This is a genomic window from Klebsiella sp. EMBS2024 (assembly GCF_036233805.1).
GTDB classification, from domain to species: domain Bacteria; phylum Pseudomonadota; class Gammaproteobacteria; order Enterobacterales; family Enterobacteriaceae; genus Klebsiella; species Klebsiella pneumoniae.
On sequence record NZ_JAZARW010000001.1, the window covers coordinates 3,928,013 to 3,940,963 of the forward strand.

At 56.0% G+C, this 12,951-nt stretch carries 10 protein-coding genes; all 10 read right to left on the reverse strand.

Annotated elements, in window-relative coordinates:
- On the reverse strand, nucleotides 1–1,243 hold a 1,243-nt coding region (gene mtr / locus VZP09_RS17870), incomplete at its 3' end, for a tryptophan permease (protein WP_328795316.1).
- 144 nt (nucleotides 1,244–1,387) lie between these two features.
- Entirely contained in the window at nucleotides 1,388–3,319 is a 1,932-nt protein-coding gene (gene deaD, locus VZP09_RS17875) for an ATP-dependent RNA helicase DeaD (RefSeq protein WP_004150943.1), read from the reverse strand.
- Nucleotides 3,312–3,392 (reverse strand): protein YrbN, encoded by an 81-nt coding sequence (gene yrbN / locus VZP09_RS17880; RefSeq protein ID WP_085903200.1) that lies wholly within the window; start codon nucleotides 3,390–3,392, stop codon nucleotides 3,312–3,314. The genes deaD and yrbN overlap by 8 nt, the downstream gene beginning before the upstream one ends.
- Before the next feature lie 104 nt (nucleotides 3,393–3,496).
- Nucleotides 3,497–4,381 (reverse strand): lipoprotein NlpI, encoded by an 885-nt coding sequence (gene nlpI / locus VZP09_RS17885; RefSeq protein ID WP_002918241.1) that lies wholly within the window; start codon nucleotides 4,379–4,381, stop codon nucleotides 3,497–3,499.
- A gap of 108 nt (nucleotides 4,382–4,489) precedes the next feature.
- Nucleotides 4,490–6,625: a polyribonucleotide nucleotidyltransferase gene (gene pnp, locus VZP09_RS17890; protein WP_004150944.1), complete on the reverse strand. Its 2,136-nt coding sequence runs from the start codon at nucleotides 6,623–6,625 to the stop codon at nucleotides 4,490–4,492.
- A 242-nt stretch (nucleotides 6,626–6,867) separates the two neighbouring features.
- A complete protein-coding gene (rpsO, locus tag VZP09_RS17895) occupies nucleotides 6,868–7,137 on the reverse strand; it encodes a 30S ribosomal protein S15 (RefSeq protein ID WP_002918244.1) in 270 nt (89 codons plus the stop codon).
- A gap of 148 nt (nucleotides 7,138–7,285) precedes the next feature.
- A complete protein-coding gene (truB, locus tag VZP09_RS17900) occupies nucleotides 7,286–8,230 on the reverse strand; it encodes a tRNA pseudouridine(55) synthase TruB (protein ID WP_004144892.1) in 945 nt (314 codons plus the stop codon).
- On the reverse strand, nucleotides 8,230–8,631 hold the full coding sequence (rbfA, locus tag VZP09_RS17905; RefSeq protein ID WP_002918248.1) for a 30S ribosome-binding factor RbfA: 402 nt from the start codon (nucleotides 8,629–8,631) through the stop codon (nucleotides 8,230–8,232). The genes truB and rbfA overlap by 1 nt, the downstream gene beginning before the upstream one ends.
- A gap of 102 nt (nucleotides 8,632–8,733) precedes the next feature.
- Nucleotides 8,734–11,424 carry a translation initiation factor IF-2 gene (gene infB / locus VZP09_RS17910; protein WP_328795317.1) on the reverse strand — a complete coding sequence of 897 codons (2,691 nt, stop codon included), beginning with the start codon at nucleotides 11,422–11,424 and terminating at the stop codon, nucleotides 8,734–8,736.
- Between the two features lie 24 nt (nucleotides 11,425–11,448).
- Nucleotides 11,449–12,936, reverse strand: coding sequence for a transcription termination factor NusA (gene nusA / locus VZP09_RS17915; protein WP_002918252.1), 1,488 nt, complete (start codon nucleotides 12,934–12,936; stop codon nucleotides 11,449–11,451).
- Nucleotides 12,937–12,951 lie beyond the last annotated feature (15 nt).

The following is a 12,951-nucleotide window of genomic DNA, read 5'->3' on the forward strand; positions in this document are numbered from 1 at the left end:
ACTGATAAACCGGCAGCAGATTGACGCTCGACAGGATATGTACAACCGCATTGCCGAGGCCAAAGAGCAGGATCAGCACAATCATTGGCGTTCCGCCCCAAACGCGGAACTGTGGGCTGCCGAAGCGTTTGCGTGAGGCGTGAGCCAGCAGCGCCGGTACAATCGCCGCCCAGATCGTCGCCGCCAGGCCAGCATAGCCGATGGCGTAGAGGAAACCATCGGGTTTGACCAGTCCGCCAATCATCGGCGGGATAAAGGTCAGCAGCGCGGTTTTAAAGCGTCCCATCGCGCTATCGTCAAAGCCAAACAGATCCGCCAGGTAGTCGAACAGCCCCAGCGTCACGCCGAGGAACGAACTGGCGACAGCAAAGTTCGAGAACACCACCAGCAGCAGATCCAGACTCCGACTATTCAGCACGCCGCTCAACGCCTGCACCAGCACATCAATGTTGCCGCCCTTCTGCGCAATGTCGATAAACTGCGGACGAGGGATGTTACCCATCGTCACCAGCAGCCAAACGACATACAGACCCAGCGCCAGCAGCGTACCGTAGGTTAAGCAGCGGATGATGGTGCGCGGATCTTTTCCGTAGTATTTCATCAGGCTCGGCACGTTGCCGTGATAGCCAAACGAGGCCAGGCAGAACGGGAGCGTCATCAGCAGGTATGGCGCATAGGAGGCATTCTTCTCCGCAACGTTAAATAGCGTCGTCGGCTCGACGTGCCCGAGCAGGCTACCGAAGGTCAGGAAGAAGGTGATCACCTTAGCGCCCAGTACGATAGCCGTCATGCGGCTCACCGCTTTGGTGCTCATCCAGACGATAAACGCCACCAGCAGCGCAAAGCCGAAGCCCGCCGCGCGCGCCAGCACCTTCAGCGACAGTTCACTGAAGGTGTGGTGGAGGATCGAACCGCTCGCCGAAATATAGGCGTAGGTCAGGATATAGAGCACAAAGGCGATTGATACACCGTTCACCAGGTTCCAGCCCTTGCCGAGCAGGTCTTTGGTAATGGTGTCGAAGCTGGAGCCGATGCGGTAGTTAAGATTGGCCTCGAGGATCATCAAACCGGAGTGCAGCATGCAGAACCAGGTGAAGACCAGCGCCGCCAGCGACCAGAAAAACCACGCGCCGGACATCACCACCGGCAGCGAGAACATGCCCGCGCCGATAATCGTGCCGCCGATAATCACCACGCCGCCAAATAGAGACGGACAGGTTGCCGTAGTGGTTAGTGTCGCCATTTACCGAATTCTCCAGTCGAAAATACTTCGCTCACGTTGAGCATGACGCACTGTACCAGTACACGAGTACAAAGGGAATAAAAAAAGCCCCAATCATGACGATCGGGGCTGTATTATTTAGTTTACGCTAGCGGGCGGCGTTGATTACGCATCGCCACCGAAGCGACGGCGACCGGCTGAGTCATCGCGGCGCGGCGCGGATGCATCGTCACGACGCGGCGCACGGCCTTCACGACGTTCGCCGCTGAAACGACGTCCTTCACCACGACCGCCTTCACGACGTTCGCCACCGAAGCCACGGCCGCCTTCACGACGCTCGCCGCCAAAGCCACGGCCGCCTTCGCGACGCTCACCGCCGCCACGACGTTCGGTGCGCGGCTGCGCATCGCCCAGCAGCTGCATGTTCATCGGCTTGTTCAGGATACGGGTACGAGTAAAGTGCTGCAGCACTTCGCCCGGCATCCCTTTCGGCAGCTCAATGGTGGAGTGAGAAGCGAACAGCTTGATGTTACCGATGTAACGGCTGCTGATATCGCCTTCATTGGCGATCGCGCCAACGATATGACGCACTTCAACGCCGTCATCGCGACCCACTTCAATGCGATACAGCTCCATGTCACCCACGTCACGACGCTCACGCTTCGGACGATCTTCGCGATCGCCGCGCGGGCCGCGATCATTACGGTCGCCACGACGGTCGAAACGATCGTCACGATCGCGGAATTCACGACGTGGACGCATCGGCGCGTCCGGCGGAACGATCAGCGAACGTTCGCCCTGAGCCATCTTCAGCAGCGCAGCAGCCAGCGTTTCCACGTCCAGCTCTTCACCTTCCGCCGTCGGCTGGATTTTCGCCAGCAGTGCACGGTACTGATCCAGATCGCTGCTTTCCAGCTGCTGCTGAACTTTCGCGGCGAATTTTTCCAGACGACGCTTGCTCAGCAGCTCCGCGTTAGGCAGTTCCACTTCAGGAATGGTCAGCTTCATAGTGCGTTCGATGTTGCGCAGCAGACGACGCTCGCGGTTCTCAACGAACAGCAGCGCGCGGCCAGCACGACCGGCACGACCAGTACGGCCGATACGGTGAACGTAGGATTCAGAATCCATTGGGATGTCGTAGTTCACCACCAGGCTGATACGCTCAACGTCCAGGCCACGGGCCGCAACGTCAGTCGCAATCAGGATATCCAGACGACCATCTTTCAGGCGTTCCAGAGTCTGCTCACGCAGCGCCTGGTTCATGTCGCCGTTCAGCGCCGCGCTGTTGTAGCCATTACGCTCCAGCGCTTCAGCTACTTCCAGGGTCGCGTTTTTGGTACGGACGAAGATAATCGCCGCATCAAAGTCTTCCGCTTCCAGGAAACGCACCAGCGCTTCGTTTTTACGCATGCCGTAGGCAGTCCAGTAGCTCTGGCTGATATCCGGGCGAGTCGTCACGCTGGACTGAATGCGCACTTCCTGCGGCTCTTTCATAAAGCGACGGGTAATGCGACGGATAGCTTCCGGCATGGTGGCGGAGAACAGCGCGGTCTGATGCCCTTCCGGGATCTGCGCCATAATGGTTTCTACGTCTTCGATAAAGCCCATGCGCAGCATTTCATCTGCTTCATCCAGTACCAGGCCGCTCAGTTTGGAGAGGTCCAGGGTGCCGCGCTTCAGGTGGTCCAGCAGACGACCCGGGGTACCGACGACGATCTGCGGACCCTGACGCAGGGCGCGCAGCTGCACGTCATAACGCTGGCCGCCGTACAGGGCAACCACGTTCACGCCGCGCATATGTTTAGAGAATTCCGTCATTGCTTCAGCAACCTGTACCGCCAGCTCGCGGGTCGGCGCCAGCACCAGAATCTGCGGTGCTCTCAGCTCAGGATCGATGTTGTTCAGCAGCGGTAAAGAGAATGCTGCGGTTTTACCGCTACCGGTCTGGGCCATACCCAGAACGTCGCGGCCGTCCAGCAGATGCGGAATGCACTCAGCCTGGATCGGAGATGGTTTTTCGTAACCCAGATCGGTGAGCGCTTCAAGGATAGGAGCCTTCAGGCCCAGATCTGCAAAAGTGGTTTCGAATTCAGCCATGTAGTACGTGTGCCTCAAAATTAATGGCGGCCAGTCTACATAACTCATCGTGAAAATTTACGGTAATTTTCATTGAAAAGTGTGAACCGGCTCAAAGTAGGTGTATTAACGAACAACAACGCCCTCACCCGCGAAGGTGATGGCAAGCAAAAAACTATGGGCTGATGTGTTCGTCAGCTATTGCTGGTCCGATTCTGCCAGGTCATCTTGCTCCTGGCCCAAGAGCGATAATTCCAACAATGCGTATCGGTGCTCAACGTAGTTGTGTACGTTGTTGGCGACCGCCAGTTTGAACAGTGCCGTAGCGCTGTCCTTGTCCCCCAGACTTAGGTAGTACTTACCTAAATAGAAGTTGGTTTCACTGAGATGCTCAGCGAGCGAGGTGTTATCCGTTGCGTCTGCCTTCAGACGAGTCATCAGCTCTTTTTCGCTAATGTCGCCAAGGTAGAACTCGACAATGTTCCATCCCCATTGCTCTTTATCCGACTTGTTTAAGCGCTCTCTGAGTGCTTCAAGCGCCCGCTTCTCGTCGAGTTTACGCTCGGCGATATAAAGCCACAGGCTACGGAAAGGATCATTGGGATCGTCTTGATAAAACGCCAGCAGATCATCTTGCGCTAACTTAGCCCGGCCGCCGTAATACAGGGCGATACCGCGGTTCAAGTGCGCGTAGTTGTAAGTTGGATCAAGCTCAAGTACAGAATCAAACGCTTCATAGGCAGCATCAAAATTGCCTGCCTGCGTTAAGTAAATGCCTAAGTAATTGAATACTTCCGGCATATCGGGTCGGATTGCCAGCGCTTGTGAAAAATCATTTCGCGCTAGTGCCCTCAGACCGAGACTATCATACAACACTCCGCGCTCATATAAAAGCTGTGCGCGTTCGTCATCGGATAAAGCCCGACTGGCAAGAATTTGTTCCATGCGTGCCAGAATCACTTCTTGCTGTAAAGTCGGTTGCAATGGTACTGCGAGGACGGCGTCCTTACGCCAGGCGGTGCTACTGCATCCTGCCAGCGTGAGAGCTGTCGCCACGAAACACCAGCGCAAAAAAGGCTTCATTTCCCACTCCCGAAGACAACGATTGGATGAACGTCCTGTTCCCCGGCTGCAAACGAGGCGTCCTGCCCGTAAAACGCCCTCCGCAAAAGCGGAGGGCTAACGGCAACCTTACTCGCCCTGCTCGGCAGCCGGAGCTTCCGGCGCTGCGGCAGACGGAGTCTGTTCAGTTGCTTCTTTAATGCTCAGACGGACACGGCCCTGGCGGTCAACTTCCAGAACCTTAACCGGTACTTCCTGACCCATCTGCAGGTAGTCAGTCACTTTCTCAACGCGCTTGTCAGCGATCTGCGAGATGTGAACCAGACCTTCTTTACCGCCGCCGATGGCAACGAATGCACCAAAGTCAACGATACGGGTCACTTTACCATTGTAGATGCGGCCAACTTCGATCTCAGCGGTGATCTCTTCGATACGACGGATAGCATGCTGCGCTTTGTCGCCGTCGGTCGCTGCGATCTTCACGGTACCGTCATCTTCGATCTCGATGGTAGTACCGGTCTCTTCGGTCAGGGCACGGATAACAGAACCGCCTTTACCGATAACGTCTTTGATCTTGTCCGGGTTGATCTTGATGGTGTGGATACGCGGTGCGAATTCAGAGATATCGCCGCGCGGCGCGTTAATCGCCTGCTCCATCACGCCCAGGATGTGCAGACGCGCACCTTTAGCCTGGTTCAATGCAACCTGCATGATTTCTTTGGTGATACCTTCAATTTTGATATCCATCTGCAGCGCAGAGATACCGTCGCGGGAACCCGCAACTTTGAAGTCCATATCGCCGAGGTGGTCTTCGTCACCGAGGATGTCAGACAGCACGACGAAGTTGTCGCCTTCTTTCACCAGACCCATTGCGATACCCGCCACAGCGGCTTTTACCGGCACGCCCGCGTCCATCAGCGCCAGAGAGGCGCCGCAGACGGAAGCCATGGAAGAGGAACCGTTAGATTCGGTGATTTCCGATACCACGCGCACGGTGTACGGGAATTCTTCAATAGTCGGCATCACGGCCAGTACGCCGCGCTTCGCCAGACGACCGTGACCGATTTCACGACGCTTCGGAGACCCCACCATGCCAGTTTCGCCTACGGAGTACGGAGGGAAGTTGTAGTGGAACAGGAAGGAGTCGGTGCGCTCGCCCATCAGTTCGTCGATGTTCTGCGCATCGCGTGCGGTACCCAGAGTCGCGGTAACCAGCGCCTGCGTTTCGCCACGGGTGAACAGCGCGGAACCGTGAGTACGCGGCAGAACGCCGGTACGAACGTCCAGACCACGGATCATATCTTTTTCACGGCCATCGATACGCGGCTCGCCGGCCAGTACGCGGCTACGAACCACGTTTTTCTCGATGGCGTGCAGGATTTCACCCAGCTCGTTAGCGTCCAGGGTTTCATCTTCAGCAACCAGCGTGGCGATGGTTTCAGATTTGATCACGTCAACCTGAGCGTAACGCTCTTGTTTGTCGGTGATACGGTAAGCATCGCTCAGACGGGATTCAGCCAGCGCAGCCACGCGCGCGTTCAGCGCTTCGTTGACCGCTTCCGGCTGCCAGTCCCAACGCGGTTTACCGGCTTCTTTCACCAGGTCGTTGATGTTCTGAATAACAATCTGCTGCTGCTCGTGGCCGAAGACCACCGCGCCCAGCATCTGGTCTTCGCTCAGCAGTTCCGCTTCGGATTCCACCATCAGCACGGCCGCTTCGGTACCGGCAACCACCAGGTCCAGTTTGCTGGACTTCAGTTCTTCCTGGGTTGGGTTCAGTACGTACTGGTCGTTGATGTAACCCACGCGCGCAGCGCCGATTGGGCCATTGAACGGAATACCAGACAGCGACAGCGCAGCGGAAGCACCGATCATCGCGACGATGTCTGGGTTAACCTGCGGGTTAACGGAAACGACGGTGGCGATAACCTGAACTTCGTTAACGAAGCCTTCCGGGAACAGCGGGCGAACCGGGCGGTCAATCAGACGCGCGATCAGGGTTTCGCCTTCGCTTGGACGGCCTTCACGACGGAAGAAACCACCCGGGATTTTACCGGCAGCGTAGGTACGCTCCTGGTAGTTAACGGTCAGCGGGAAAAAGTCCTGGCCTGGCTTCGCTTTTTTCTGACCCACAACGGTAACGAATACCGCAGTGTCATCCATGCTAACCATCACAGCGGCCGTTGCCTGGCGCGCCATCATGCCGGTTTCCAGGGTCACGGTATGCTGGCCGTACTGGAATTTACGAACGATCGGATTAAGCAAAATTCTATCCTTTTTATCTATAAATCACGCCATATCCACGACATAGCGTCTATTGACCCGATCTTCTGCATCCTCGCGACTAATGACAACCTTTACCCGCCCCTGCGGATGAAGCCTCTCATTAGCCGCGCGAACCTCTGCATGAAGATCATTACTAGCAACAATACATGAGTTTTGAATGAATTGCTGCCGCCCGGTCGAAAAAAGGGGCCGTCAGGCCCCTTTTTCTGAAACTCGCAGAATTAGCGACGCAGACCCAGACGCTCAATCAGCGCAGAGTAACGGGCAACATCTTTACGTTTCAGGTAGTCGAGCAGTTTACGACGCTGAGAAACCATGCGCAGCAGACCACGACGGCTGTGGTGATCTTTTTTGTGCTCTGCAAAGTGGCCCTGCAGGTGGTTGATCTGTGCGGTCAGCAGTGCAACCTGAACTTCGGTAGAACCGCTGTCGTTTTCGCCACGACCAAACTCAGAAACGATTTTTGCTTTAGCTTCAACGCTTAGAGACATTTTATAACTCCAAAAATTAAAAGAAAGAAAGGGTGCCGATCTCTAATTCAGCGACCCCTGATGCAACGCCCGAAAATGTTAAAACACGTTAGCGGACGTTAAGCGGCGATATTCTACTCGTAGCAGGCTTTTATCGCAAGAAAAGCGCTTACGCCGGGTATTCCACCACCAGACGACGCGGGGCCACGCGGCCTTCATCGTCAATTTCGCCCATGCCGAGAAACTTGCCGGACTCGCTCTCCATCACTCGCACCAGCCCGTTAAGCGGCGCGCCTGACTGACGTACCGGGTTGCCGTTCTTAAAGTAGACTGCGGAGGTTTCTGGAATATTAACCAGCGGGTAATCCGAGGCCGGGCTGTCCATCGGCATCAGCAGCGGATCAAGCAACTGAGCGGCAGGAATATCCTGCGCCGCCGCCTCATCGACCAGCGCCTGCAGCTGCTCGAGGGTCACCATCCGCTCGACCGGGTATTTGCTTACCGCCAGGCGACGCAGGAAAATCACGTGCGCGCCGCAGCCGAGCTTCTCACCTAAATCATCGATAATCGTCCGGATGTAGGTGCCTTTCGAGCAGTGGATCTCCAGTTCCAGCTCATCGCCTTCGCGGCGAATAAACAGCAGCTCATAGACGGTTATCGGCCGGGCTTCCCGCGGAACTTCAATACCCTGGCGAGCATATTCGTATAGCTTCTTGCCCTGATATTTCAGCGCCGAATACATCGACGGCACCTGCTGCGTCTCGCCGCGGAAGCTGTCCAGCGCCGCCGCCAGCTGTTCGTCGCTAAAAGTCAGCGGGCGCTCTTCCACCACCTGACCGTCGGCATCGGAGGTATCCGTGCGCTGGCCAAGTTTGGCGATCACGCGGTAACGCTTATCGGAGTCCAGCAGATACTGGGAAAACTTGGTCGCTTCGCCAAGGCAGATCGGCAGCATACCGGTCGCCAGCGGATCCAGCGCGCCGGTATGCCCGGCGCGGTTGGCGTTATAAATACGTTTTACTTTTTGCAGCACATCGTTACTGGAGGCGCCCTGAGGCTTGTCCAGCAACAATACGCCATGCACGTCGCGGCCGCGACGACGAGGACGACTCATCAGTCCTCCTTGCTGTCGTCCGGGTTCACACGACGCTCATCGTCGTGTTTCACCACGCTGGTGACCAGGTTGGACATACGCATCCCTTCTACCAGTGAGTTGTCGTAGAAGAAAGTCAGTTCCGGTACGATGCGCAGACGCATCGCTTTCCCCAGCAGAGAGCGGATAAAGCCAGAAGCTTCCTGCAGCGCTTTGATGCCCGCTTTCACCGCGGCTTCATCTTTGTCGTTAAGGAAGGTGACATACACCTTGGCATAGGCCAGGTCACGGGACATTTCCACACCGGAAACGGTGGTCATCATGCCCAGACGCGGATCTTTAATTTCACGCTGCAGGATGATGGCAATCTCTTTTTGCATCTCCTGGGCCACACGCTGCGGGCGACCAAATTCTTTCGCCATAATAAGTTCTCCAGAATAAAGACAAAAAAGGGGCCAAAAGCCCCTTTTTAAAATGATTGCCGGGTGGCGCTTCGCTTCCCCGGCTGCTTAGCCATCAAATGATTAATCGATGCTACGCTGGATTTCGATGATTTCGAACACTTCGATCATATCGCCAACGCGAACGTCGTTGTAGTTCTTCACACCGATACCACATTCCATGCCGTTACGGACTTCGTTAACGTCATCTTTGAAGCGGCGCAGGGATTCCAGCTCGCCTTCATAGATAACCACGTTGTCACGCAGAACGCGGATTGGGTTGTGACGTTTGATCGTCCCTTCGGTAACCATACAGCCCGCGATGGCGCCGAATTTCGGCGATTTGAAGACATCACGCACTTCAGCCAGACCGATGATCTGCTGTTTCAGTTCCGGAGACAGCATGCCGCTCATCGCCGCTTTCACTTCGTCGATCAGGTTATAGATGACGGAGTAGTAACGCAGATCCAGGCTTTCCGCTTCGATAACTTTACGCGCAGAGGCATCGGCACGAACGTTGAAGCCAACCAGAATCGCGTTGGATGCTGCTGCCAGGGTAGCGTCGGTTTCGGTGATACCACCTACGCCGGAACCGATGATCTTCACTTTCACTTCGTCGGTAGACAGTTTCAGTAAGGAATCGGAAATCGCTTCGACAGAACCCTGTACGTCCGCTTTCAGTACGATGTTCACTTCGTGAACTTCGCCTTCGGTCATGTTAGCGAACATGTTTTCCAGTTTAGATTTCTGCTGACGCGCCAGCTTAACTTCACGGAATTTGCCCTGACGATACAGCGCCACTTCACGCGCTTTTTTCTCGTCACGCACTACGGTCACTTCATCACCGGCAGCCGGCACACCGGACAGGCCGAGGATTTCCACCGGAATGGACGGACCCGCTTCCAGCACTTCGCGACCCAGTTCGTCACGCATCGCGCGCACACGGCCATATTCGAAGCCGCACAGAACAATGTCGCCCTTGTGCAGAGTACCTTCGCGAACCAGAACGGTAGCTACCGGACCACGACCTTTATCAAGGAAGGATTCGATGACCGCGCCGCTCGCCATACCGTTGCGGACCGCTTTCAGCTCAAGAACTTCAGCCTGCAGCAGGATCGCGTCCAGCAGGTCGTCGATGCCGGTACCCGCTTTCGCGGAAACGTGGACGAACTGGCTCTCGCCGCCCCACTCTTCCGGCAGGATGCCGTACTGGGACAGTTCGTTCTTCACGCGATCCGGATCGGCTTCTGGCTTATCGATCTTGTTCACCGCCACTACCACCGGTACCTGCGCCGCTTTAGCGTGCTGGATAGCTTCGATAGTCTGCGGCATCACGCCGTCGTCTGCCGCCACCACCAGAACCACGATATCCGTCGCCTGCGCGCCACGAGCACGCATGGAGGTAAACGCGGCGTGGCCCGGGGTATCCAGGAAGGTGATCATGCCGTTGTCGGTTTCGACGTGGTAAGCACCGATGTGCTGGGTAATACCACCCGCTTCGCCGGAGGCAACCTTGGTAGAACGAATGTAGTCCAGCAGCGAGGTTTTACCGTGGTCAACGTGACNCATAATGGTCACGACCGGTGCGCGCGGTTCAGCCGCCGCGCCGGTGTCACGGTCGCTCATTACGGCTTCTTCCAGTTCGTTTTCACGACGCAGGATAACTTTGTGGCCCATCTCTTCGGCAACCAGCTGTGCGGTTTCCTGGTCGATGACCTGGTTGATGGTCGCCATGGCGCCCAGCTTCATCATCGCTTTGATGACCTGAGAACCTTTCACCGCCATCTTGTTAGCCAGTTCGCCAACGGTGATGGTTTCGCCGATTACGACGTCACGGTTAACGGCCTGCGCTGGCTTCTGGAAGCCCTGCTGCAGAGCGGAACCTTTACGGTGCTTACCGCCTTTACCGCCGCGAACGGCCGCGCGGGCTTCTTCACGATCAGCTTTCGATTCAGCGTGTTTGTTGCCTTTCTTCGCCGGACGAGCCGCTTTGCTGCTACGGCTACGGCCGCGACCGCCTTCGACTTCACGATCGTTATCATCTTCAGCCTGACGAGCATGCTGTGATGTGGTGACGTGATAGTCGCTGCTATCTTCCGGGCTGTCTGAGGTTTCAGACCAATTTTTTTCGTTTTCTTCAGCCATACGGCGTGCTTCTTCCGCTACACGGCGCGCTTCTTCTTCAAGTTTGCGGCGTGCTTCTTCTTCCGATTTGCGCTTCAATTCCGCGGCTTCGTTCTCGCGACGGATCTTTTCAGCCTGGGCGGTTTTGGTCATTTCGTCGGTATGTTGATTGCTCACTTTGTCTTTTTCCGCAGCTTCACGTTTCGCTTTATCAGCGACTTCACGTTTAGCTTGTTCTGCGGCCTCACGTTCAGCTTTTAATTGCGCCTCGCGTTTCGCTGCTTCTTCAGCTTCACGACGGGCCTGCTCTTCCGCTTCACGCTGCGCCTGCTCTTCCGCGGCCAGGCGTTCAGCCTCTTGCGGATCGCGTTTCACAAAGGTGCGTTTCTTGCGGACTTCGATTTGTACCGATTTACTCTTTCCACCGGTACCTGGAATATTCAACGTACTGCGCGTCTTACGCTGTAACGTCAGCTTGTCTGGCGCCGAGCCGTGTTCACGGTTCAGGTGCGTCAACAAAGTTTGTTTCTCTTGCGAGGTCACAGAATCATCAGCCGATTTGCGGATGCCTGCGTCAGCAAATTGCTGTATCAGGCGATCCACAGAGGTCTGAATCTCTGAGGCCAGCGCTTTAATAGTCACATCTGTCATGCTGTTCCTTCCTGCTACAGTTTATTACGCTTCGTCGCCGAACCAACAAATGTTGCGAGCGGCCATGATGAGCTCGCCAGCTTTCTCGTCGGTCATCCCTTCGATATCAGCCAGGTCATCAACGCCCTGCTCGGCGAGATCTTCCAGCGTACAAACACCACGGGCAGCCAGTTTGAATGCCAGGGCACGATCCAGACCTTCGAGATTCAACAGATCATCGGCAGGTTTGTTATCTCCCAGGCTTTCTTCCTGAGCCAGCGCCAGCGTAGTCAGTGCGTTTTTCGCACGCTCACGAAGTGCTTCAACGGTGGCTTCATCCAGACCGTCGATTTCCAGCAGTTCTTTCATCGGCACATAGGCCAGCTCTTCCAGCGAGGAGAAGCCTTCTTCAACCAGCACTGTCGCGAAATCTTCATCAATATCAAGATATTTGGTGAAGGTATCGATAGCGGCATGCGCTTCCGCCTGGTGCTTAGCCTGCAGATCGTCAACGGTCATGACGTTGAGTTCCCAGCCGCTGAGCTGTGAAGCCAGGCGGACGTTCTGACCGTTACGGCCGATCGCCTGCGCCAGGTTGCCCGCTTCTACCGCGATATCCATGGTGTGTTTATCTTCATCCACCACGATGGACGCGACGTCTGCCGGCGCCATAGCGTTAATCACGAACTGCGCCGGGTTATCATCCCACAGGACGATATCGATGCGTTCACCACCCAGCTCAGTCGACACGGCCTGCACACGCGCACCGCGCATACCGACGCAAGCGCCAACCGGGTCGATGCGCTTGTCGTTGGTTTTCACCGCGATTTTGGCACGAGAGCCCGGATCGCGAGCCGCCGCTTTGATCTCCAGCACTTCTTCACCGATTTCCGGCACTTCGATGCGGAACAGTTCGATCAGCATCTCAGGTTTGGAACGGGTGACGAATAGCTGGGCGCCACGCGCTTCCGGACGGACAGCGTACAGTACGCCGCGAATGCGGTCGCCCGGACGGAAGTTTTCACGCGGCAGCATATCTTCACGCAGGATCACGGCTTCAGCGTTGTTACCCAGATCCAGTGTGATATTGTCGCGGTTCACTTTTTTCACCACGCCGGTGATGATCTCACCTTCGTGCTCGCGGAACTGATCGACCACCATCGCGCGCTCGGCTTCGCGGACTTTCTGCACGATAACCTGCTTAGCGGTCTGGGTGGTGATACGGTCGAAGGTAACAGATTCGATCTGATCTTCGACATAGTCGCCGACGTTCATGCTTTCATCTTCGAAACGCGCTGCTTCCAGCGTGATCTCGCGCGTCGGCTGGGTGACTTCTTCTACAACCAGCCAACGACGGAAGGTATCGAAATCGCCGCTCTTGCGGTCGATTTCAACGCGAACGTCGATCTCTTGTTCGTATTTTTTCTTGGTGGCCGTTGCCAGCGCGCTTTCCAGCGCTTCGAAAATTTTCTCACGCGGCAGCGCTTTTTCGTTGGAAACGGCTTCAACAACAGCCAAAATTTCTTTGTTCATCGGGGCCTTTCACCT

What these genes read in the sequence shown, in the direction of transcription:
- nlpI (WP_002918241.1), bottom strand. Translation starts at nt 4,381, where the DNA reads ATGAAGCCTTTTTTGCGCTGGTGTTTCGTGGCGACAGCTCTCACGCTG.
- rpsO (WP_002918244.1), bottom strand. Translation starts at nt 7,137, where the DNA reads ATGTCTCTAAGCGTTGAAGCTAAAGCAAAAATCGTTTCTGAGTTTGGT.
- truB (WP_004144892.1), bottom strand. Translation starts at nt 8,230, where the DNA reads ATGAGTCGTCCTCGTCGTCGCGGCCGCGACGTGCATGGCGTATTGTTG.
- rbfA (WP_002918248.1), bottom strand. Translation starts at nt 8,631, where the DNA reads ATGGCGAAAGAATTTGGTCGCCCGCAGCGTGTGGCCCAGGAGATGCAA.
- yrbN (WP_085903200.1), bottom strand. Translation starts at nt 3,392, where the DNA reads ATGAAAATTACCGTAAATTTTCACGATGAGTTATGTAGACTGGCCGCC.
- nusA (WP_002918252.1), bottom strand. Translation starts at nt 12,936, where the DNA reads ATGAACAAAGAAATTTTGGCTGTTGTTGAAGCCGTTTCCAACGAAAAA.
- deaD (WP_004150943.1), bottom strand. Translation starts at nt 3,319, where the DNA reads ATGGCTGAATTCGAAACCACTTTTGCAGATCTGGGCCTGAAGGCTCCT.